The organism is Myxococcales bacterium (genome assembly GCA_022563535.1).
Taxonomy (GTDB): Bacteria; Myxococcota_A; UBA9160; order UBA9160; family UBA4427; genus DUBZ01.
Genome location: JADFNE010000019.1, coordinates 37,326 through 59,883, shown reverse-complemented (window position 1 = coordinate 59,883; position 22,558 = coordinate 37,326). Strand labels below are relative to the sequence as shown.

22 protein-coding genes are annotated in these 22,558 nt (G+C 59.7%); 9 read left to right on the top strand and 13 right to left on the bottom strand.

Translation table 11 applies throughout. The features are described 5' to 3' along the window. Window positions 1-7: 7 nt before the first annotated feature. On the bottom strand, window positions 8-973 hold the full coding sequence (gene miaA, locus IH881_08340; GenBank protein ID MCH7867695.1) for a tRNA (adenosine(37)-N6)-dimethylallyltransferase MiaA: 966 nt from the start codon (window positions 971-973) through the stop codon (window positions 8-10). Window positions 974-1,034: 61 nt separating this feature from the next. After that, entirely contained in the window at window positions 1,035-2,873 is a 1,839-nt protein-coding gene (gene mutL, locus IH881_08335; protein MCH7867694.1) for a DNA mismatch repair endonuclease MutL, read from the bottom strand. A gap of 223 nt (window positions 2,874-3,096) precedes the next feature. On the opposite strand from mutL, the gene IH881_08330 reads away from it, so the two are divergent. The 4 genes from IH881_08330 (at window position 3,097) to IH881_08315 (ending at window position 6,280) form a co-directional block, all read left to right on the top strand. Then, window positions 3,097-4,146 carry a sigma-54-dependent Fis family transcriptional regulator gene (locus IH881_08330; protein MCH7867693.1) on the top strand — a complete coding sequence of 350 codons (1,050 nt, stop codon included), beginning with the start codon at window positions 3,097-3,099 and terminating at the stop codon, window positions 4,144-4,146. A 4-nt stretch (window positions 4,147-4,150) separates the two neighbouring features. Then, the gene (locus IH881_08325; protein MCH7867692.1) at window positions 4,151-4,960 is read left to right on the top strand and encodes a carbon-nitrogen hydrolase family protein; all 810 of its coding nucleotides are present in this window, start codon (window positions 4,151-4,153) and stop codon (window positions 4,958-4,960) included. 87 nt (window positions 4,961-5,047) lie between these two features. Continuing rightward, complete coding sequence (locus tag IH881_08320; protein MCH7867691.1) at window positions 5,048-5,392, top strand: FHA domain-containing protein; 345 nt, start codon at window positions 5,048-5,050, stop codon at window positions 5,390-5,392. 120 nt (window positions 5,393-5,512) lie between these two features. Continuing rightward, window positions 5,513-6,280: a polysaccharide biosynthesis/export family protein gene (locus IH881_08315; GenBank protein ID MCH7867690.1), complete on the top strand. Its 768-nt coding sequence runs from the start codon at window positions 5,513-5,515 to the stop codon at window positions 6,278-6,280. A gap of 8 nt (window positions 6,281-6,288) precedes the next feature. Here IH881_08315 and IH881_08310 read toward each other — a convergent pair whose 3' ends face one another. Together IH881_08310 and IH881_08305 are read right to left on the bottom strand one after the other, a co-directional pair. Next, window positions 6,289-7,701 carry a sugar transferase gene (locus tag IH881_08310; GenBank protein ID MCH7867689.1) on the bottom strand — a complete coding sequence of 471 codons (1,413 nt, stop codon included), beginning with the start codon at window positions 7,699-7,701 and terminating at the stop codon, window positions 6,289-6,291. Between the two features lie 619 nt (window positions 7,702-8,320). Further along, the gene (locus IH881_08305; protein ID MCH7867688.1) at window positions 8,321-9,073 is read right to left on the bottom strand and encodes a glycosyltransferase; all 753 of its coding nucleotides are present in this window, start codon (window positions 9,071-9,073) and stop codon (window positions 8,321-8,323) included. A gap of 179 nt (window positions 9,074-9,252) precedes the next feature. On the opposite strand from IH881_08305, the gene IH881_08300 reads away from it, so the two are divergent. Next, window positions 9,253-10,683, top strand: a complete 1,431-nt coding sequence (locus tag IH881_08300; GenBank protein ID MCH7867687.1) for a UbiA family prenyltransferase — start codon at window positions 9,253-9,255, stop codon at window positions 10,681-10,683. A gap of 30 nt (window positions 10,684-10,713) precedes the next feature. Here IH881_08300 and IH881_08295 read toward each other — a convergent pair whose 3' ends face one another. Both IH881_08295 and IH881_08290 read right to left on the bottom strand, forming a co-directional pair. Beyond that, window positions 10,714-11,391, bottom strand: coding sequence for a TIGR00730 family Rossman fold protein (locus IH881_08295; GenBank protein ID MCH7867686.1), 678 nt, complete (start codon window positions 11,389-11,391; stop codon window positions 10,714-10,716). A 91-nt stretch (window positions 11,392-11,482) separates the two neighbouring features. Next, a complete protein-coding gene (locus IH881_08290) occupies window positions 11,483-11,764 on the bottom strand; it encodes a hypothetical protein (protein MCH7867685.1) in 282 nt (93 codons plus the stop codon). Between the two features lie 151 nt (window positions 11,765-11,915). Between IH881_08290 and IH881_08285 the strand changes: the two genes are divergently transcribed. After that, entirely contained in the window at window positions 11,916-12,659 is a 744-nt protein-coding gene (locus IH881_08285) for a hypothetical protein (GenBank protein ID MCH7867684.1), read from the top strand. Between the two features lie 103 nt (window positions 12,660-12,762). Further along, a complete protein-coding gene (locus tag IH881_08280) occupies window positions 12,763-13,092 on the top strand; it encodes a hypothetical protein (protein ID MCH7867683.1) in 330 nt (109 codons plus the stop codon). A gap of 38 nt (window positions 13,093-13,130) precedes the next feature. Here the strand turns inward: IH881_08280 and IH881_08275 are convergent, their stop codons facing one another. Continuing rightward, complete coding sequence (locus tag IH881_08275) at window positions 13,131-13,847, bottom strand: CAAX prenyl protease-related protein (GenBank protein MCH7867682.1); 717 nt, start codon at window positions 13,845-13,847, stop codon at window positions 13,131-13,133. Between the two features lie 345 nt (window positions 13,848-14,192). Here IH881_08275 and IH881_08270 point away from each other — a divergent pair, with 345 nt between their 5' ends. Beyond that, on the top strand, window positions 14,193-15,038 hold the full coding sequence (locus tag IH881_08270) for a DUF115 domain-containing protein (GenBank protein MCH7867681.1): 846 nt from the start codon (window positions 14,193-14,195) through the stop codon (window positions 15,036-15,038). Window positions 15,039-15,646: 608 nt separating this feature from the next. On the opposite strand, the gene IH881_08265 is transcribed toward IH881_08270, so the two are convergent. From IH881_08265 to IH881_08250, 4 genes are all read right to left on the bottom strand, one after another. After that, window positions 15,647-16,156 (bottom strand): hypothetical protein, encoded by a 510-nt coding sequence (locus IH881_08265; protein MCH7867680.1) that lies wholly within the window; start codon window positions 16,154-16,156, stop codon window positions 15,647-15,649. 41 nt (window positions 16,157-16,197) lie between these two features. Continuing rightward, window positions 16,198-16,842 (bottom strand): hypothetical protein, encoded by a 645-nt coding sequence (locus tag IH881_08260; protein MCH7867679.1) that lies wholly within the window; start codon window positions 16,840-16,842, stop codon window positions 16,198-16,200. A gap of 231 nt (window positions 16,843-17,073) precedes the next feature. After that, window positions 17,074-17,835 carry a class I SAM-dependent methyltransferase gene (locus tag IH881_08255; GenBank protein ID MCH7867678.1) on the bottom strand — a complete coding sequence of 254 codons (762 nt, stop codon included), beginning with the start codon at window positions 17,833-17,835 and terminating at the stop codon, window positions 17,074-17,076. A gap of 7 nt (window positions 17,836-17,842) precedes the next feature. Next, window positions 17,843-18,730: a DUF115 domain-containing protein gene (locus tag IH881_08250; protein MCH7867677.1), complete on the bottom strand. Its 888-nt coding sequence runs from the start codon at window positions 18,728-18,730 to the stop codon at window positions 17,843-17,845. A 478-nt stretch (window positions 18,731-19,208) separates the two neighbouring features. On the opposite strand from IH881_08250, the gene IH881_08245 reads away from it, so the two are divergent. Next, complete coding sequence (locus IH881_08245) at window positions 19,209-20,903, top strand: diguanylate cyclase (GenBank protein ID MCH7867676.1); 1,695 nt, start codon at window positions 19,209-19,211, stop codon at window positions 20,901-20,903. 39 nt (window positions 20,904-20,942) lie between these two features. On the opposite strand, the gene IH881_08240 is transcribed toward IH881_08245, so the two are convergent. Together IH881_08240 and IH881_08235 are read right to left on the bottom strand one after the other, a co-directional pair. Further along, the gene (locus IH881_08240; GenBank protein MCH7867675.1) at window positions 20,943-21,620 is read right to left on the bottom strand and encodes an SH3 domain-containing protein; all 678 of its coding nucleotides are present in this window, start codon (window positions 21,618-21,620) and stop codon (window positions 20,943-20,945) included. Between the two features lie 226 nt (window positions 21,621-21,846). Continuing rightward, window positions 21,847-22,380, bottom strand: a complete 534-nt coding sequence (locus IH881_08235; GenBank protein ID MCH7867674.1) for a hypothetical protein — start codon at window positions 22,378-22,380, stop codon at window positions 21,847-21,849. Window positions 22,381-22,558: the final 178 nt, after the last annotated feature.

The following is a 22,558-nucleotide window of genomic DNA, read 5'->3' as shown; positions in this document are numbered from 1 at the left end:
CCTCCTCTCAGTTCTGTTGAGCCAAAAAGTCCTCGACCGCCCGGTCGATCGAATCCCCGTCCTGGGGATCGAACCAGCGGGCATCGACGACCTTGCGCAGCCAGGTGCGCTGGCGCCTGGCGAAGCGGCGCGTGTCGGTTTGCATGGCAGTCAGGGCGTTGCTCAGGGTGTCGCTGCCGTCCACCACGGGATTGATGTGTCGATAGCCAATTGCCTGCATGGGCCGTAGCCCAGCGCCGTAGCCCATCCCGCGCAGGCGCCGAACCTCCTGGAGCAGGCCGTTTTTGATCATGGCTTCGCAGCGCAGCTCGATCCGCTGGTTGATGATCTCGCGACCTGGGTCCAGCGCCAGATGCAGGGTCGCGAACGGTGCCTCGCGGAAATTGTGTTCCTCGCGCACCGTCGATGCTTCACGGCCGCAGTGCCGAACAATTTCGAGGGCGCGGATGATCCGGCGCAGATCGTTGGGATGGATGGCGGCGGCGGCCTTCGGATCCTGTTCTTCGAGGCGGCGATAGAGCTTCAGGGGTTCGCCCTGCTCGACGGCGCGCGCGTGTTCCGTTTCGAGTTGCTCGCGAAACTCGCTGTCCGCACCGCCCGTTGCAATCAAACCTTCGAGAAAAGCTCGAATGTAGAGGCCGGTCCCGCCCACCAGGATCACGAGTTTGCCGGCCGCGTGGATCTTCGCGGCGGCGGCGCGGGCTTCAATGGCGTAGCGACCGGCGCTGTAGGCATCGTCGGGGTTGGCCACATCAAACAGGTGATGGGCAACGCTGGCGCGTTCCTCGAGGCTCGGTTTTGCGGTCCCGATGTCCATGAAGCGGAACACTTGCATCGAGTCGGCGTTGATGATTTCGGCGTTGCATCGCTGGGCCAGATCGAGGGCGAGGGAACTCTTGCCGGCCGCGGTGGGACCGGTGAGAACGATGACGGGAGGCTTCTTCTGCGTTTCATTTTGCGAGGCGCTGGACATGGCGGCGCGAGCCTACATCAAGAATCGCTGCAGGACTCGCGTAGACCACGTCTCGAAACCGCTAACGACGGGCGAATCTTCGCTCGATTTCGGGCAGCGAATAGGCGACGGCAACCGGGCGTCCGTGGGGGCAAGTGGGAGCCCAGGGGATCGTGTCCAGATCGTTCAAGATCTGCTGTTGCTCGTCGGGTTCGAGATGATCTCCCGCCCTTCTGGCACTGTGGCAGGCGAGGCTGGCGAACACGCGATCCGCGGCTCCGAGCAGGCGGGTGTCGGCGGGAGACGTCGTTGTCCGGTCTGCAGGGTCGTCCTGAACGGAGGGGATGTCCTGCAGTTCTGCCGCCAGGTCGCGCAGGAGCTTTGCCGGATCCCGGTCGCCGAGTAGCGATGGGGTCGATCGCACAACCATTGCCCCTTCGCCAAAGGGTTCGATCTCGAAGCCCAGACGTTCGACGATTTCGCTGTGTTCGCCGAGGGCCGCAGCATCCAGCGGGTCGAGTTCGACGTTGACCGCGAGCAACAAGCCCTGGCGTTCGACTCCCCGGTCGAGCCACTCCGCGCGCAGGCGCTCATAGAGAACGCGTTCGTGGGCAGCGTGTTGGTCGACGAGCAGCAAACCCTCCTTGCCCTCCACCAGCAAGTAGCTGGCCAGCAGTTGACCCAGCAGGCGCAAGCTGCCGAACTGAATCGCGGACGTTTCCGGTTCACTCGATGGGACGTCGAGCCCCGGGAGCGCGACCGAACCAGGCGCGCTGTCAGCGCTGGGGCCCGCGAGGGCCCAGTCGCTCCCGCTGCGATCTCGAACCCAGGAGGCTCCGGCTGCGAGCTTGCGCGTCCCTCGATTCAGTCCCGGAGTCAGCGCCTCAGTGGTTTGCGTTGCGACCCCGTCTCCCAACCAACCTCGCTGCACCATTGCGTCGCGCACCGCGCGGCGAATCAGTTGGTGAACAGCCTGGGGCTCTGCAAAGCGGACTTCCCACTTCGCCGGGTGCACGTTGACGTCCAGACCGGATCCGCGCAGGGTCAAAAAGAGAATCGCCGACGGAAAGCGGCCCTTGGGCAAGATGTCGCGATGGGCTTGGAGCAGTGCGTGGCGCATGACTTTGTCGCGAACCGGGCGTCCGTTGACGAACAGGTAGATGGCGTTCGCGTTGGCCCGGGTGTTCTCGGGCGTGGAGATGAAAGCGTGTAGATGCCCCGTCCCCTCTTCGCACTCGACTTCGACCAGCGCCGCGGCTTCGGCTTCTCCGAGCACGGCGGCAATACGATCCAGGGGATTCGAGGTCGCTGGCCAGACGATGGCCGCACGATCATCTCGTCGCAGTTCAAAATGTACCCCGGGCAGAACCAGGGCCAACCTCCGCATCCAATCGGCGATGTGTCCCCACTCGGTGCCTTCGCTCTTGAGAAACTTGCGGCGCGCGGGAATCTTGGCAAACAGTTCGGCGACTTCGACCCGGGTCCCGGCCGGTCCACCCGCCTGCCCTTCGGAGAGAATTTCACCGCCCTCGAGATTGATCGCGTATCCCTCGTCGTGATCGTGTGGCCGGGTAAACAACCTCATCTTCGAAACCGAAGCGATTGCGGGCATGGCCTCGCCCCGGAATCCAAAGCTGGTGACATTTTCGAGATCGGAAATACTCGTGAGCTTGCTGGTGGCGTGACGGGCCAGCGCCATCCGGGCTTCCCCTGGGGACATGCCGTATCCGTCATCGGTGACTGCGACCAGACCGCGGCCCCCATCCCGTACATCCACCCGAATTCGCGTTGCGCCGGCGTCCAGTGCGTTCTCGACCAGCTCCTTGACCACCGACGCGGGACGCTCGACAACTTCCCCGGCAGCGATCTGGTCGATCACGGCATTGGAAAGGAGCTGAATGCGACCCTTCTCATTTTCCATGTTAACTCCGATTAATTGCCGAAAATTAAAAAATGGTGTGAATTCGCTGCCCACATTTCCCCTCTTGCGGGTTAACATGGCCGCGTTGGTGAGTCAATGTTTTCTGGAACACGTCTGGTTCATTTGCGAGAGATTATGCAATGCATTCGCAAGAGTGTTTGACAATGACGTGAAACATCAATGGTTCTGGTTTTCACGCGGATAACGTCTGGGGGCATCACGCATGAACGATCAACGAACGACATCGATCACAACTCCGACCGCAGGGGCAACGACGGCAGAAGCGGCGGAGAGCCCGCATGGCGCAACGCCTGGTACGGACACGGGCGCAACGGCGACTCGGGTCATCGGCCGCCGGCAGAGCGATCGAATCGTCGCCGCCAGCGAAAGTGCCCAACGTTCCCTGGACCAGGCGACTGCCTGCGCCCGGGGCGACAGTGCGATCTTGATCGTCGGACCAAGTGGCAGTGGACGCCAACATTTCGGTCGCGCGATTCACGCGTGGAGCACCCGGGCGGGACAGCCCTTTATCGTGTTTCCGGCGGCGAGTACGCCCATCGGCCTTCATGAGCGCGAATTGTTCGGCAGCGCGGACGCTGCGGCTCCCCTCGGCGAAAATACCGACGGTGCGCTCTTCACTGCGCGACAGGGCACGCTGCTGATCGCCGGGTTCGACAAATTGGAGCCGTCGCTGCGCACCGCGGTGATTCAAGCCGCACAGTCTCAGTCGTTCATTCGGCCCGGTCAGAGTGAACCGACTCGGTTGGCCGTGCGCATCATCGCAACCGCCGATAGTTCCGATGGACACACGGAACAGAAGCTTCTTGGTGACCTGCCCACTGAGGTGGTCAGCCTCGATGGGCTTTCCGAGCGACGCGAGGACGTGCTGCCATTGGCCGCACACTTCCTGGCAGAGGTGGCGGAAGCCGAAGAGATTCGGCCGATCGGTTTCACCTCCGACGCGCGCAACTGGCTGGTCGAGGAAACTTGGGCCGGTAACGTGCGCGAGTTGCGCGAACGCATCCGACAGTCCGTGCGACTCAACAGCGGCGGGGTGATCTCCGCAGAATCGCTGATGCTCGCGACCGACGGCGACGAAGTGCCCTCCTTCAAGGATGCGAAGCGGGCCTTCGAAACTCGCTACGTCGAGGGATTGCTGCGGCGCTGCAGTGGCAATATCAGTCGTGCGGCGAGGCTGGCCAAGAAGGATCGCAAGGACTTCTACGACGTGATCCGACGCACCGGAGTTGATCCGAGCGAGTTCCGCACTTGATCTGATGTCAGTGGTTCGCACCGCCATCATCCAGCTGAGTTCGAGCGACGATATCGCCGCAAATCTCGAAGCCACGCGTCACTTCGTTCGCGAGGCGGTCGACCGGGGTGCTGAGTTTGTCGCCCTGCCCGAGAACTACGGCTATCTGCGCCGGGAAGGGCTGGCCTACCCCTGCGCCCAGGACGTCGACGGAGAGATCGTCGTCTGTATTCGCGAACTGGCTCGAGAACGGAACATCTGGATTCTCGGGGGTTCGTTTCCCGAGCGCATCCCCGACAGCGATCGCGTGTACAACTGCAGTGTGTTGATCTCGCCCGAAGGCGAGTGCGTTGCGCGTTACCGCAAACTCCACTTGTTTGATGTCGACCTGGCTCGCGACGGCGGTAGCTTTCGAGAATCCGATGCGATCGCCCCGGGCAGTGACGTGGTATCGGCCAAACTTCCCTTTGGCGTGCTAGGCATGTCCATCTGTTACGACCTGCGCTTCCCCGAGTTGTACCGAGAACTGGTGGCCCAAGGGGCGCGTTTTCTCAGTGTTCCGTCGGCGTTTGCACCCAGTACTGGGCGAGACCATTGGGAGGTGCTGCTGCGCGCCCGGGCAATCGAAAACCAGGCCTTCGTGTTGGCCCCGGCCCAATGCGGTCAGCACAGCGCAGATCGTTCTAGCTACGGACGTTCGATGATCGTGGATCCCTGGGGCCTGGTGCTCGCGCAGGCGGGCGACGAACCCGGGGTGATCCTGGCCGACTGTGACCTTGCGCACTTGGAACGCGTCCGGAAGTCTGTCCCCTGCCTGGCAAACCGGCGCCTGTAGCGCCGTCTCAAGCTTCTCGCTTGCCATGCCGATAGCGGATCGAGTCTCCACTGCCCCGACGGGCGGAGGCCGAAAGGTTGCCGCGCAATGTCTGATCAGTCTTCCCGGCCCGCATCCGGTCGTCTCGTGGCGCTGACCGGCGACTTCAAAGGGATGGTGTACGAGTTGTCTGCCGAAGAAACCTTGATCGGCCGCAACCCGACCACCGACATCACCTTGCTCGACGACGGCATCAGCCGCGAGCACGCCATCATCAGCTTCGACGAATCCGCCGGTGACCACGGCGAATACGTGGTCGAAGATCTTCAGTCGACCAATGGAACCAAGCTCAACGGCAAGCGCGTGCGCTCGGCAACCCTCGTGCCGGGGGACGAGATCAAGATCGGCAGTACTTCGTTTCGTTTCGATTTTGGGTCCCCGAGTTCCAGCTGACACGGTAGACTTCTCCCGCCCCCCCAAGCATGTCAGTTTCATTGCACCCGAACTACAACACCCGAACAACACCCGAACAACACCCGAACAACACCCGAAGAACGCGTGGGGGGATCAACCGTGCACTCCAATCCAATTCAATTTGCGAATCAGGCACAGCATGAAAAGCGGAGGACGGCGCCGCTTGCGCTGCTCTTGGTCGCGGTGGGTCTTTCGCTGCTCGGCCCGATCGCCTGCGTTTCGCCAGCCGCACCGCCCTTGATGGCAAAACCGGTGCCCTATCGAGTGGGCGCCCCCGACCAGATCTTGATCAGCATTCTGCCCGAGCCCGTGATCGAACGAGTTGTGACCGTACGTCCGGACGGCAAGGTGTCTCTGGACTTGATTGGTGATCTCCAGGCAGCGGGCATGACGCCCGAGGAGATCGCCGAATCCGTGCGGGTGGAGATCGGCCGCTTCAAGCGCAACGCTTCGGTCACCGTGACCGTAATTGCAGCCGAGAGCGACACCATCACGTTATTCGGCGAAGTCCGCAGTCCGGGCACCTTTCCCATCCAGCACGACATTCGGGTGGCAGAAGCCATCGCACAATTGGGCGGCACGACCAACTTCGCGTCAAAGCGCAACGTCCGGGTGATTCGAGCTGCACGAGACCCCGCACAATGCTGGTTACATTGCGAGCCGGTGATCCTCCAAGTGAATTTGAGTCGAATCCAATCGGGGGATCTTTCGAGCAATATTCAACTGCTCAGCGGAGACATTGTCGTGGTGCCGCCGACAATCCTGGCGCGGATTGGTTATGTCTTGCAGCAGATCTTGTTTCCGTTCCAGCCGGTCATTCAGGCCGGAGCGGCCTATCGCAATACTACGTCGCTGCCGGGACTTTAGCGGGACGGTTAGCTGGCTCCGCGGGTGAAGATGACTGTGGGCACGGTTTTCAGCAGGATCACCAGATCGTTCAGCAGGGACCAGGTGTCGATGTACATCAAGTCCAGCTGGATCCATTCGGCAAAGCTGATGTTGTTGCGTCCACCGACCTGCCAATAGCAGGTGAGACCCGGTCGCATGGACAGACGCCGGCGCGTGTCGCCCTCGTAGCAGATCACTTCTTCCGGAGTTGGGGGACGGGGGCCGACCAGGCTCATGTCGCCCACCAGGACGTTCAGGAACTGCGGAAATTCGTCGATGCTGGTGCGCCGCAAAAAGTGGCCGATCGGCGTAATCCGAGGATCGTTCGCGAGCTTGAAGACCGGCCCGTCCATCTCGTTGAGATGCATGAGTTCGTGCTTGTGAGCATCGGCTCCGTCGTTCATGGTGCGCAATTTGATCATCTCGAAGCGGCGACCGTTGAGCCCGCAGCGCTCCTGACGGAAGAAGATCGGCCCCTTGGAATCGAGCCGGATCAGAACCGCCGCGACCGCGACGATGGGCGCCGAGAGGAGCAACCCGACCAGGGCCCCCAGGATATCAACCACTCGTTTCACCATGAGCTCGAGTTCGTTGTGGTGAACAGGTGCAAAGCTCAAGGTCGTGTGGGAGCCGAGGATGCCGACCTTCGGGGCGGGCAACTGGTCTCCAAAGAGATCGGCCAGCACGGTGACGGGTACACCGATGAGTGCGCATTCGTTCACCACCGGGGTCAATGTAATCAGCATCGTGCGTGGACAGGCGACCAGGAGTTCGTCCACGGTCTCGTTGCGCAGCAGCTCAGGCAGCTCGACGATCTTGTGAATTTTGTCGATGGGAACGGAGGGCCGAAAATCCTCACCGTACCAATCGTCGAGGTAGCCGATGACGCGAAGACCCCACTCGGGGTGATTGAGAATCGTATTGGTCGCGTTTAGAGCGCGCGGCCCCGCCCCCACGATCAAGACGTTGCGAAAATTCCTGCCGCTGCGGCGAATGGACCGCAGCAGGATCATGGCCGAAATGCGCGTGATGGCCTGCACCGTGAAGATTCCGACCGCGAGGGCCACAGGCATGAACGGGGGTGCTTCGATTCCGACGGTAAAGAGTGCGGCCGCCAGTGTGGCAGCTCCAATGGAGTTGCCCATCGTCAGCCGCCTCAACAGCTGCGAGACGTTGATCCGGCGGTGGGATTCGTAAACCCGGCAGCGGCCCAGAATGATCTGCCAACCGAAACCGGTGAACAACGCCATGATCCCGATTGCGACCGGGCTATAGGCCTGAAGATTGTTCGATTCCGCAAATTGCGGGTGGTAGACGATGGCCGAAAACAAGACGATGCAAATCGATACGTCAAAGATCAGCCAAATCCGATGCATTCTTCGGCCCAGCTCTCTCAACATTTTTCTGGGCTCCGTGAACCGAGTGTGCCGAAATCGACTTTGATTGAACGAAACCGGCACCGACCGAGCCGGGACCAGCCGGACTCATTTTGAAGGTGAGTCGCGATGGAGACGGATTGGTTCCGCGGAATCCGCGGCATCGAGCTTGTATTTGGTTGGCGCGAGTAATCGCTTGGAGACGTTCCACTCCACAGCATCTGATGGGCCCTCCTTCCCCGCAGGGAAACGGATCGAACCCCCCATCGAGCCGCAGTCAGGTCAATATTCGTCAGCTTGTGTTTCTTAGTCGCTGAGCTTTTTTATTTTAGAACTTCGGTGCTTTTTGTTGCTTTGGAGTGGTGAGGGCCAGCAGCCTTCATTCATCCCGTCATACGCCAGAACTGGACGTATTGGGCTCGATTCGGGTGTGTACGGCGATCTTCAACCGTACGTCCGAGATTCGACCCACACGTGTGTATAACACTTACCACGACCGGCAATTCGAATCCAAGAGAAAATTGCACTATTTTGAAAAAAAACATGCCAAGCGAATTCCGCAGATCACCGGACCCCGCCTGGAAAATCGCAATTTGGTGTCGCGATCTCGCGATACGGCCAATTCTGGCTATGCACTCCAGATTCAGTGGCGGAGGTAGCGCCAGTAAATCCGCAGGATCTCCCAGAATGCGCCGGCATAGGCCAGGCCCACCCGGAGCTTTGATCCCGCCATGTCACGCCACTGCCGCAGGGGGAGTTCGTAGATGGCGAATTCCGCCGAAGGCAGCCCTGCAGTGCGGCGATGCTGGATCATTCGTGCAATGAGTTCGACGTCAAATATCCACCCGCTCAAGAACGCTTCCGCGAACAGACTCTGCGTTTCGGGGCTATTGCGAAAGAGCTTGGCCCCGCACTGGGTGTCGTAGACCGGGAGATCCAGCAGCACGGAGGTCACGGTGGCGGAGATGCGTCCCAGATAGTGCCGCAGCGGATTGCGTTCGATCGTGCGGCCGAGCAGTTTGACCCGGGATCCGATCACGAGTTCGAGCAGCGGCCTGGCTTCGAGGACCTCCACGAAGCGGGGAATTTCATTCAGCGGTGTTGCCAGGTCGGCGTCCCAATAGCCGCAGTAGGTTGCGTCTCCGGCCAGTGCTGCGAGCATGCCGGCACGTACCGCGTGGGACTTGCCTCGGTTGTGTGCCAGATCGATGACCTGCACCCGCCCTTCGTGCTTTTCTTCAAATGCGCGCAGCATGATCGGGGTGTCGTCGTCACTGCCGTCATTCACGAACAGAAATTCGAGTCCCGGAACATCGGCCAATGCGAGCTCGAACGCCTTGGCGTCAAAGCGTTTGGCTTCGTTGTAGCAGGGCACGACGATGGTGGTGCGGCTCATTGCGGCAATATTCCTGGTTCCGGTTTGCAAGGCGTCACGCGCTGCAGGATACCGTGCTCGGATCGGACTGAAATACAGAAACTTGGTATAGTTGGCCGACCTGAAGACGAATGCTGGGTTGCAAATTTTCGACCACCCACCCCAATTCGATCGAATCCGAGGCCGAAAGCAATCAAGCCATGTCCACCGCGACCTGCCCTGTTTACGTAGACCTCGATGACACCCTGATCAGCACAGACATGCTGTGGGAGTCCATCTGCTTGCTGGCCGCCCAACAGCCCTTCCGGGCGCTCAGCATGCCGATCTGGTTGCTGCGGGGCAAGGCTGGCTTCAAGCGGGCCATTGCACAGCGAGTGAGCTTCGATCCAGCGCGGCTCCCCTACCGCAGCCAGGTGCTCGACTACCTGCGCGAGGAAAAGGCCAAGGGGCGGCGTCTGGTGCTCGCCACGGCGAGCGATGGTTTGATGGCCGAGCCGATCGCCGCACATCTCGGTTTCTTCGATGCGGTGCTGGCGAGCGACGGCGAAATGAACCTGCTGAGCGAAGCGAAGCTCGACGCCATTCAGCGCGACTGCGGAGGCTCGGAGTTCGAGTACCTCGGAAATTCCACTGCTGACATCCCCGTTTGGCGACACGCCGCCGTGGCAATCCTGGTACAGCCGAGTGCTGGCGCAGTCCGGGCCGCCGAGAGTTTCGAGGGCGAGGTCAAGCGATTTTCGACCGATTCCCCGGGCCTGGCCCCCGCAATCAAGTCCATGCGCATTTACCAGTGGATCAAAAACGCCCTGCTGTGGGTACCGCTGCTGCTCGCCCACCAACTGAGCAATTTCGAGAAAGTCACTCAGGTCGCGATTGCCTTCGCGTGTTTCTGCAGTATTGCGTCCGCGACCTACCTTCTCAACGATCTGCTGGACATCGAAAGTGATCGCCGACACGAACGCAAACGGATGCGACCCTTCGCGGCGGGAACGCTGCCCATTCCGACCGGGGTCGCGTTGCTGGCCTGCCTTATGCTGGGCGGTTTCGGTCTCTCCTTTGCGGCGCTCCCGCTGATTGCAACCGGAATGCTCGCGATCTACACGGTGCTCACAATTACCTATTCCCTCTATCTGAAGCAGAAATTGTTTCTCGACGTGCTCGTGCTGGCGGGACTCTTTACCCATCGAGTGCTGGCCGGCGCCGTGGCTGCCGACGTAAGGCTGTCTCCCTGGCTGCTGGCATTCTGCATGTTCATGTTTCTGAGTCTTGCGCTGCTCAAACGCTACGCAGAGTTGTTGGCGACCGAAGACATCGGTGCGGAGAGTAATGCGCGTCGGGCATATGAAGTGACGGATGTCGGAATGATCGAGACCATGGGGCTCGCCGCCGGCTACATGGCAGTCCTGGTTCTCTGCTTGTTCGTGACCAGCGACGATGTGAGCAGGCTCTATCCCCGCCCCAACGTGCTTTGGCTGATCATGCCTCCATTCCTGTACTGGGTCTCGCGCATGTGGTTCTTGGCGCGGAGGAAGATTCTGCTCGACGATCCGGTGTTGTTCGCGGCCACGGATCGCGTCAGCTGGCTGACCGGAGTGGTGATCGTCATGGTCGCAGTCTTTGCGTCCTGGTAATCACGTGGTTTCGAAGGAACCAGGGGGTAGCTAGGGGGTCTCGCGATCTGCACTGGTCTCGAGTTCGCCCCGACGCCGCAACAGCTTTAGATGTCGCAGCATGACATTGATCACCTCTTCGCAGTCGTCGGTGACCGTGAACAGCTTGAGGTCGCTCTTGGCGATCATGCGATCTGCAAGCATGCGGTCTTCCATCCAGTTGATCAATCCGCTCCAGTAGTCCTTGCCGAAGAGCACCACCGGCATGCGTTGAATCTTCTTCGTCTGCACGAGGGTCAGGGCCTCGAATATCTCATCCATGGTGCCGAAGCCCCCCGGCATGCCCACGATCCCGCAAGCGTATTTCACGAACATCACCTTGCGCGCAAAGAAGTAGTTGAAGTTGACGAGCTTGTCGGTGTAGGGGTTCGGTTTCTGTTCAAAAGGCAAGCGGATGTTCAATCCGACCGAATCATGGGGACCCTGCTGGGCACCACGGTTGGCCGCTTCCATCACACCGGGGCCACCGCCTGTAATCACGGTAAAGCCCGCGTGGGAAAGCGCCCTCCCAATCTCCACGGCCTGGCCATAGATCGGGTTGCCCCGGCGGACCCGAGCGCCGCCAAAAACGGAAACCGAGGGCCAGCAATCGTGCAGGGTTTCGAAACCCTCAACGAATTCCCCCATGATCTTGAAGACTGTCCAGGTATCTTTTCCGCGTCGGTCCATGATTTGTCCTATCGGGTAATTTGCGGCCGGCCTGAAATTTACTGACTCAGCCTTGCGCGGTCGTGGTTGGGCCCGTGAGGGATTTGGCCAGCTACTTCTTGAACAGCGCGTCGAGATCGGCGAGCGAATCTGCGCGAACACTCGCCCCGCCCTCTTCGTCGCTTGGACTGAACCAGTCGCAACGGTTCGCCCGTTCAGAATCCGTCACCCGCTCGGCGCTCGGTTCGCTGCATTCGTTGTAGGCCGTAGGGTCGTAGAAGCGGCAGTTCTTGCAGATGTGCAGATCTGCCCCGCAACTCTCGCAACATTCACGGAAGCCCACGCGTCCCTCGGCCGAGAGTTCGATCCCGACGTTGCATACAAAACACTTCATGGAATGAGCGTGCAGTATTCACGGTCGTACTGCCAAGAATTCCTGTTGGCCCCGAGGTTTCAGTGCATTCAAGAATGCATTCCAGGCCTGCGATCGACTCGAGCCTGATACGAGTGATAAGCTTCGGCGTAGGGAGGCCCCGACGCTTTCGATGTTCCGCCCGATTGAATCAACCCATGGCTACCGCGAGGTCCGTCGCGAACGGGGCGCGGCGTTCGCATCTGTGGTCGGCTGGGCTCTGGGATTGACTCTCGTCATGTCTCTCTTCTCGCAAGCGAGGGCACAGACACTCACCCCCGCCAGCCTCAACGATCTCGTCTTGATTTGGATCCAGGGCAATTACGCGAGCCCACTCATTTGCAAGATCGACGGGCGGGCTCAGCGCGGCCTGCGGCGCATCTTGATCGAACCCGGAACTGGCGTGACACGGCCCGCCGAGGGAACCATTCGCTTTGTCGATCTCGAACTCGAGGCCGGCACAGCATCGCGCTGTTTTACCGAAATTGGTGGGCGCACCCCCAACATCACTGGAGAACTCGCGGTGAGACATCCCAATACCAAGCGGCGCGATACGGCGGTTCGCGATTTCAAGGCCGAACTGCGCCGCAAGCGGGGATTCGAACTCGACATCGTCAAAGGGCGTTTGCAGTTGAGTGAGGTCGGCGCGGATCCGCCGGTGACCGAGTCACTCGATTTTCGCGGTGGCAAGTTGCGCATTCATCTGCTCCGACAAGGCTCCGATTCCCTGCGTCTGCTCAAGGACCTGCCCAGTCCGCGAAAGCTGATGCTCGAGTTCGAAGCCCGGGACGGAAGAACGCTCTCGTTCCCGGCGTCTCTCGCGAAACCAAAGGCCGATTCGAATCCGAGACGCCAGGCCAAGGGGCAGGCTCGCTAGCCCAGCCGGACGAGCCATGGAACTCCCTTCGGGGACCCCCCCGCCACAAGCCTCTGTCGCATACGCGGTACAGCGGCCGGATTGTCCTGCCGATGTGTTGGGCATGCCCCAAAAGAAGCAGCCTCCCATTTTCTCCACCCTCGAAGACGACCTTGCACTCGGCGATGCCATTGACAGTTTCGTCATTTCGCTGGCGGAAGAAGTCGACCGGCTCCAGGACGCCGATCTCGATGAGGATCTCGCGTTGTTGTGCGAACTCGCGACCAAACTTCGCCAGCGGGCCGACGAACTGGGTTACACCCCGCTCGCGGTCGTCGCCACGGTTGTGGCCGATGCTTGCCGGGACGACAAGCTAGAAGACGCACAGGCGGCCATGGTCGAACTCACCGACATCAGCGGTCGGATCCGGCTTGGGCACCGCGGCGCCGCCTGAGGACAGGCTGCACCAGCGCCCGCAATCTCTTCGCACGCCTAGGCAAACACCCAGAGTGCGTGCCCCGGCACGCCGCCGGTCGCCAGCACGACATAGATGAGAATGCTCGCGTTGGTGGCTGCGTGTACCAGAATCGCCGAACTCATGTCCTTGCGCAGGTAGAACCAGAGGTTGGTCGCCACGACCCAGGGCAGCGCCACCCACCACTCCCAGAACGCGTGGGCCACGGTGAAGATCAACACCGTGGAGATGAAACTCCGCAGCGTATAGCGGGCGATCTCGATCTTGCGGAAGTCTCCCGGGCGCAGGTAGCAGTCCGCGTAGCGCATCACGAAGCTGCGAATGAAGAGTTCCTCGAATACGGGTGTCACCAGCGCAAATCCAAACATTCGAATCGCCAGAATGACTGCGACCATGGATTCGCCGGCCATCTGTGGGTTGAAGCCATTCTCGGCATCGGGCCGCGGGAGCGCTTCGATCAGCAAGTATGGCCCCATCCATTGGACAGCCAACAAAACCCCGAAAGCGATGTCGAGCAGCGCCCAGCCCGGACGAAATCTCATGGCACGAAGCTCTGGATAGTCGCCGCGCAGGAAGAAGTAGAGAATCAACCCCCCCGGCAGCGCGGGCTTGACGACCAACATCGCGGGTTGCCAGGCGTCGGGAAACTCGCCCGACAACTGGGCGCCCAGCAGAAACGCCATATAGGGACCGAGGTACGGCCACCACCCGTGCCCATCTCGCTGGGTCGTCATGAGTGATCTCCTGGAACAGTCGCGGCAGTCGAGTAGGCGTCGATCAAGCGGAGCGAATGATCGACGCAGCAGCGTAGCAGCCTGATGTCGCGGCTCGCAGTTCTCACTGTGGAAACCCGACACCCAGCTTGCGATGCGAGAATTCGCACGTTTTCCAGTCAAAGCATGGTTCTGGCCGCGGGTCGTAATCGTCGTCGATCTTCGGCCGAAAGAGTTGCGTGCGAGATCGTTGCGAAGATCAGGACTTCGACTCCGAGGACGATAGATACACGGCGCCGCGTTTGCGGTTAGGGCTGCAAGAGAGCGGCAGCGTTTTCGTCAGTTCTCACACAAAGAGGCAGCAGGGTGAATCGCGATCAAATGCGGCGGGTGTTCAGTCCCCGGGAGCGCACAGCCCTGAAACTGATGACCCGGGCGGGACTGCGGCGGGCGTTCTATGCCTGGTACCGAGCCACCCGTTCTTCATCTCCGGGGATCGGGCAGTTCCGGGACATCCACTCGGGACAGCGCTGCTTCGTTCTCGGTTGCGGTCCCTCGCTCAAGCAGCATGACCCCGCCCCGCTCGCCAACGAATTCACTTTCGGGATGAATGGGACCTTCTTGCTTCACGACTGGCTCGGCTTCGAATCGACCTACTACGCCGTCGAAGACGCGCTGTTCCACGAAGATCGCTTCCAGGACATCAAGGACCTCGTTCGCGCTTCCGTCAGTTTTTTTCCGCTGCAGCTCGAATGCCATGGCTTCAACCGATCCAACCGCTACTACTACCGGGGAATTCAGGACTTCGACGACGTCCAGTCTGCGAACTGGCCAGCGTTTTCAAACGATGCCACTCGCCTGCTCTTCAGCGGGGGAACCGTGACGTACATCTGTTTGCAGCTGGCCTATTTCATGGGTTTTGAAGAAGTGATCTTGCTCGGTATGGATCACGCCTACTCGAAGCCCGACGATCTCATTGTCCGGGGTCACGAGTGGACCTCGACCGGTGCGGATCCAAACCACTTCGATCCGGACTACTTTGGCCCTGGCTATCGCTGGCGGGACCCGCAGACCCATCGCATGGAAAAGTCCTACACCGTGGCCCGTCGCGTGTTCGAGCGGAGCGGCAGGCGGATTGTCAACGCGAGCGTGGGTGGCAAACTCGAGGTCTTCGAACGCGTGGACTACGAGTCTCTGTTCTCTAGCTTGTAATAGGCAGGGCCCAAGAAAAAGGCCCGTTCTTTGGGAACGGGCCTTGCTAGATCAGCGTCAGCAATCGGGCTCAGCGCAGCTTCAAATCAGCGTTGGATCTCACTGTCTAGTAACAGACGTGCTGGCTGACGCACTGAATGTCAAACGGTCGGTTGCCGAAATTGGACAGGTCATCTTTCGTAACAACATCATCACCAGCAGTCGCACAAGCAGCAAACATCAGAATGGAACCAGTGATCAGCAGCAATCGGTAGATTCTCGACATATCAATAAACCTCGTAGTAGTTGATCCGTATCATTCGCTCAGTGGATGGGAAGCGGATTGCTTCCGGCCTCTGAACTCGATGATTCAGTCTACGGCGAGACTCGTGCCAAAATGAAACCTCTGCAAGAACAGCCACTTGGATTTCGACTCCCGACAACGGGGGAGTCTTCGGTGTGGATTTGTGAATCCCATTCCACTCCGTGTAGAAACTTTCATAGCCAGTAGAAGGCAACTCGTCGGCATATTAGACGCAAACGCGGCGCTTGAGTTATGAACTCGAAGCGCCGCGTTGGATCCGACAAGAACGCAGCCCGGAGACGTTCCCGACCGCGAGCTCGACTTTCTAGCTACCAACTCCGAAAGAAATGCTCATCCCCGCGCTGACGACTGTACGGTCGCCAACACTCATCGATTTGTCATCGAGATTGGTTGAGCTCACGAGGGCATGGAGCTGGAACCGCTTGTAGAGCTGATAGAACACGCCCACCGAACCACCGACACCTTCGGCAACGCCGGCATCCTGGATGCCGAGCGATGCGGCCACCATCATCTTCGGGCTGACATGGTAGGTAGCGTTTACGTGAAAGTAGTTCGTGTCATCCATTGCACCATCATCGAAGTTCTCGTGTTCAAAGGCGAAGAGAGCGCTCCAGCGGCCCTCTTCGGAGATCTTGGCGTGAACACGCACGTACTTGGCGGGGTTCGCGGTCATGTTGACGCTGCCCGCGGTAGCTCGCAGATAGTGAACGCCCACATTCAGCATGCCGTGATAAATTTCGAAGCCCGCGTCGTAGCCGGTCTTGTCGGCGTTCGTATCATCGATGTAGACCGCAGCGTTGAGGGTCGCCCCCATGATTTTCGGCGACTTGTACTCGATGGTGTTGTTGACGTCGATTAGGGTGATGTCGGAAATGCGTAGCTCTGAGCTCCGAACACGAATCCGGCTGCTGTATCCCGGAACGGATCATCCCGGGCGGCGACCGCTTTGTAGGGCGGTGACGTCGTACCAAGCACCACGGTTCCCCACTCACTGTGCTTCAGGCCGATATAGGTATCGCGCCGGGTGAGCACGGGATTGTTGTCGTAGTCAATCCCGAACTGGGCGTTGTAGATTCCCTTGAGCACTTCATTCCCCACCCAACCTCGAACACCGAGAATCGATGTATTGTTGTCGAGTCGAATGCTGGTCGTATCGGAGCCCCCCGAGTCGCGATTTACACCCTCCCAGCTCGTCGCCACTTGAACCAGTCCGTAAACTTCGTGATGGCCTGGCATCTCTTCCATCAGCGCGCCCACGGCCGGGAGTCCATCCAACCCAAGCCTGCTGAGGTTGGGGTTGTCTACCCAATCGTCTCGGTTCAAAAAATTGTAACTATGCGTAAGATCCTGAAGTCCGTAGCGCTCCGGCGCATCTTCGCCAAAAAATACCGTTGTCCCGCTCCCGGTCGCATCTTCGGTGTCTGCGTTGGCTACCGAAGCTACGAGCAACGTGATACTTGAAATCAGGCCTACCCAGATTCCCATGTGTTTCGTCGACATTGCATTCACCTTTTCAGAATTTCCGTAGATCGCGAAAATTCGCTTTTCGAATTGCGAACAAATAAAGCGGCGAACTTCCACCGCTAACGCGCTCTCTATCGACGGCGCTTAAATGGCTAAAGATCGGGAGAACCGTGGATTTATTGGCTGTGAAAGCCGGAGGAAGGGAACAACTTGGTCACGGTGTCGTGGCACTGTGTGGGTTCTCGACCGATTTGGGGCGAGCCCGGCTCAGTTCGAGAGGATGCGGCGCTTGATTCGCTGCAGCGGCTTCCACATTGCGGTCAAGCTGGCGTCGAAGCAAAGGCTCGCCAGGGTCGTGCGATTGATCGCCTGTGCGTTCCAGCCCGAGACGACGCGATCCCGGACCTTCTCGTAGATGTAACAGTCGTAACGATGACTTTCGCGCACGCGCTCGATCAGTCGATAGGCGGGCTCGCCGTCGAGGTACTCGGTGAGGATTCGGACCGCGTTGATCTCGACATTGTCGACGATCAGCGTGCTCCCTCGGTGCAGGTGTCGATCGATAAAGTGCCAGTCGAGCATGGGAAACGGGAAGCTGTGATTTCCGTCCATCAATGCGACGTCGAATCCGCCCGGGGCTTCGAGGCCCGGGAGCGCTGTGTCTGAGGATTCGCCGAGGAACTCGACGTTGTCACGCCAGATTCCGTGACGTTCGAGAAACTCACGCACCAGCTCGTTTGCCGTGCGATCCGGGTTTACGCAGACGTGCCGCGCCACGGTACTGGCGAAGACTACTGTCGATTGACCGCCACCAATTTCTATCGTGGATTGCTCTGGACTGAGCAAGCGATGGACCGCAGCCAGGCTATCCGCGGGCAGTGCCGCGGAGGCGCGAGGGAAACGTCGGGTGTCGACCCCGCCCTGCGCGACAAACAAATCTTCGCTGCTGGGAACGTCTGCGTTGCCCGTCGCGAGTTGGAACAGGGGATTTTCTTTCCGCAGAAGTTCGAGTGGAGATGGCTTCGTCACGCCGCCCTCATCCGACGACACCGTCAGCGTCGTCTTCGAATTCGACCAGGTCGCTATAGTCCGCCTTGTCGAAGACTTCGAGCGCTCCACCCACGGTGGCATCGACGATCTCGCGACCGTCGGCTTGATAGGCCTCCCGGGCGAGTCGGTACGCTTCTTCCGAGCGCAATAGATCGGGCAGCTGCCAACGCGAACCCTTGGGAAAGTAGTCGGGGTGAAAGTGATTCTCGTCGGTTTCGGCGGTTCGAGTCACGGCGCGGTTGGGCGTGCCCTTGTCCACAAAATTGTGATCCACGCCGATCAAGACGACCTGCTGGAAGCCCATGTAGTAGGCGACCTGCAGAGCGAGGAAGGTCACCGTTCCTCCCGAACAGATGGGGCGTGCGAGGTCCCGGCCGAAGAAGTCGCTCAGGGTGAGGGCCTGGCGCAGAAACAGCAGCGATGCGTCGTTCGGGTCGAAGTGGCTCCGGCCGTTCCAATTGAGAAATTTGGGCATCGATAGTGCGGCGATATCTTGCGCAAACTGATCGATGACCAGGTCATTGGCCGCGCAGTAATAGCTCGGCAGAAATCCCATCTGTTCGAACAGCAAGTAGATTCGGTTCATGCCAAAGGTCCACTCCCCGGCCAGGGGCCGAAGGTCCATCTTGGCGAGACTGGGCCCGTTGCCCAGGATGAAACAACGCTGTCCGCGGTGGCGATCCCTGTAGTCGAGCAACCGCTCGCGATTGGCGAGGCTGCGGCCGCGACTTGCGTTCCATGCGAAGCGATGCGGGACATCTCCGACCCGGCGCCGCAGGGCCGAGATGACACGCTCGGCCGTCAGTTCCTGGGCCGAGATACGCCTTTTTCGATGCGTGTCTTTGTGTTCTAGATCGTGTTCTAGATCTACCATCGCGAGTCCCCGTCCCTTGCCTCGGTTCTCCTATCGGTTGAGTTGCGGGGATTCTGCACGCAAGAGACGCTGACACTGAGTTCTACAGCGATTGCACTGCCGCCGGATGCATCCGATTCCACCGGACTCGAGCCGCGACTGAGCAGAGGCCAGCACGGAGGAACTGCATGCTTCCTGCCCTGGGGCTGCACGTGTGGGAGGCGAAAAGAACCCCTCACCTGCCCTATCCGATTCTCCTTCTATGACCTGAAGGAGCCGCCAGAATGGTCCGCCCCCTCAGGATTGGAAAGACCGCTCCAACACGGGTGAGCCAGTACCTGAGCAAGTCACATTGCGTGAGCGGAAACATCAAGATGGAGAATAAAGATGCCGAACAGTGAGGTCTGAGGATGTGTCGATTTTCGCCTGCAGGCCGTGGTGAGCGGTCCAGCTGTGCGGGCGATCGCGTCCAACTGAAAATCGGAAGAGGCTTCCACTGTTGCAACTGCGTATCCCCCAACGCGTGAATCCGTTTCGCAGCCTACCTGCGCGCATCAGCCTATTTGTCTTCGGCGCGACCCTGTTGACCTCGTTGATCGTGACGGGAATTTCGGTTCGTTCGATTGATACGTTCTTGCGCGGAAAGCTCGAGCTGAAGTTTCCCGAGATCGCCCAGGAGGCCAGTCGGCTCGTCGACGAGTGGTATGGCCATCAGACTCTCAATCTCGGAGTGTTGGCCGCGAGCGATGTACTCGAGAACAACGTCCGGCGGCTGATGCCCGGTGCTAATGGAAAAACAGGGTCCACTGCATCGCACGACGTTACGGAGTACCTCCAATACGTTCGCGATCGCTTCCCGCACTTCGATTCGCTCTTCATTCTCCAGCCCGATGGCGAGACACTGGTCTGGGTCGGAAGTGAGTATGCGCTGACTCGAGAAACGACCGACAAACTTCTGAAGTCGGTGGAGAAGCCCATGCCCGTGCTGAGCCTGGTCGAGGGACAGTTCGTGCAAATCGTTTCGGCGCGCATCGACGATCGCGCTGGCGAGATGATCGGCTTGCTGAACGCAGTGATGCCGCTCGAAGCGGTAGCAGAACCTCTTCGCACGCAGCGCCTGGGAGACACGGGTGAGATCTACCTGGTGAACGCGGCGCAAATCTTCGTCGCTGCAGGGCGGTCCCATGAAAGGACGAATATTCTCAAACGCGTGCTGCCCTCGCTGCGTAGATTGGAAACTGTCGTCGACTACACCAATGACGCGGGGGTTCGCGTCGTCGGGTACGCAACCCCGATTTCCGAATACGGTCTCACCCTCGTTGTGGAAGAAAACTACGACGAAGCCTTTGCTCCGTTGCTCGCTGCCTTTCGCAGGGTTCTGAGCATCAATCTCGCCGTTGTTTTGCTTTTTGGAGTTGCGGCCTACCGGGTTGCGGTGTCGATTGCTCGCCCGATCGAGGCCCTGTCGGAAGCAGCCCGACGGATCTCGGATGACGAAGATAATGTGGAACTTCCCGAGACTCGGGCTCAGGACGAGGTGGGCGTGCTGACGCGGACATTCAACGAAATGACCGCCCGCCTCGCCAGCAAGGCCGAAGCGCTCGAGCGAAGTCAGGCGGAGACCGAGCAGGCCGTTCAGCAGATGCGGGAACAATACGCCGAACTGCAGCGGGTGAACGAAGTCCTCGAACAGCTCTCGATCACCGATGGCCTCACGAGTTTGCACAATCACCGTTTTTTCCAGGAACAACTCGCCAAGGAGATCAAACGATCTGATCGCGTTGGCGACCCACTTGCGTTGATCTTGATCGACATCGACCACTTCAAGAAATGGAACGACAAAATAGGCCATGCCGGTGGTGACGAAGTCCTGCGCAAGATCGCCAACGTGATGAACGAGATCGTGCGCGAGACAGACGTCCTGGCGCGCTATGGCGGCGAAGAATTTGCACTGATCCTGCCGAAGACGGACATGGATGGTGCCATGAAGTTGGCAGAAAAGATTCGCGCATCGGTAGCCGCAAGCTCGATCGTCCTCGATCTGCCGAGTGAACACATGAGGTTGACGGTGTCGGTCGGCGTAAATGTCTATCGAGGTGATGCGAAGGCCTTCTTCTCGGGTGCCGACCAGGCACTCTACCGGGCGAAGGACGGCGGACGTGATTGCGTGATGGTGACAGAGGAACTGGACTGAGATTCGTGCCTGGCTCGGTCAGGGTTCTTCAACGGGCTGTTAGCGGCGCACCAAACTCTTATGGATCCAGCCAGCCGATCCGGAGATCACCCGCACGAGAAACCATTCGTCCTTACTGCGCTCGACGAACACAGGGGTGTCGCTGGCGAGAACGCGCAGCACCCGGTCGTTCGTCGTGGGTCCGGCGCGCAGATTCACGCGATCGCCCACCACGAAGTAAGTGTCGGGTTGTGATCGGACTGTCTTGGCCTCGAGTAGACCCAGCTCGGCGATACGTCGCGCTCGGTATACGAAGAAGAGAGCAGCACCGGGATTGCCCTGTTGCACTTGACGCTCGGCTTCGGCGAGCTTGCTTTGGGCTTCGCTGGTTTCTTTGGTTCGCCAGGAAGCTCGTTGCGCGGCACGCTTCACCAGGATGCGGGCTTCCGCGAGTTCCGACACGGCATTCGCGCGGGTGTGGTTGCCCCGCAAACCCGATTCCACTTTGACCAACGCCTCTTCGGCGCGCAGCAGATCAGCGCGCAGGCGCTTTACCTCGATGCTCAGCTGATCCGCTCGCTGGGTCTCCGCCCGGTGGTAGACGGCAATGTCCCTTAGTGGTGGGCTGTCCGTCGGCGTGGGCGTGCCCAGTTGAGAACAGCCTGTTTCCAACAGGATGCTGACCAAGGCGATCGCAGAAATCGGGACCCGGACGCGATTCCTGAATAATTTCAACATTCGGCCTCAGGGATTGATTGGATACTGCGGGGTTTTCCGCGATGTTTGTAGACCAGTCGTCAGTATCGTCCGCTGGCAGGACGGCTTGAGCCTTTGGCTCCTCGAACTGGGACACCCGTTGGTGCGAGGCCGAAGCCGCCGTGTCGGCGACCTCGGCCTGCTGGATCGCACTGCATCCCTGTTTGTCGGCGCGCGTCCGATGACGCCCTGGGATCTCGATTCTCGTCTAGTAGTGAACCACGAGCGGAAAGCGGATGCGCCCTTTCCCGCCGCCATTCGAGCGGTTCATCACTGGCAAGTCCGTGAACCCGGGCCCGATGAAGACAACCGAGCCCACGATCTGCCCCCTGCGCGCGCATTGAACCTGGCCGATGAAGTCGAGCCCGTCGCTGATGTCCGACGCTGTCACGTAGCGCAAACCCAGTGCCGGTACACGGGTTGCTGTGCGTCCGATCGGTGTGCCGTTTCTGTCGAAAGCAACGCATTTCACCATGGCGGGCTGGTTGCCTATGTTGGTGAACAGCAACACGGTGTCGGCGGAGTCGAGATCGTCCGGGGGCCTGATGTCGTCGGGCAATGTGTCGAGTTCCCTCTCAACGACGACCTCTTCAATCTGTCGGATCTCGCGCTTTACCGTTGCCTTGTAGAACTTCTCTGCTCTCAAGCCATCTCCGGTTTCCCCGGCGAAGACCATGGGGGCCGTCATCATGCACGTCCCGGCCAGGAGCAACATGGGCATGCGTAGTGGGTTTCGATTCATCGTGATTTCCTCCATGCATCGTATAAGGTGGGAATTTTTCCCACATATAGATTATCGGTGGGAAATAATCCCACGTCAAGGAGTTTTTTGCTGAGCAGGCGCGTTTGTTTCGGGGCAGGCGCCCCGCAGGGGTTTAAGCGATGAGACCCCAGAAGCCGCATACTCGAGGAAGCGATCG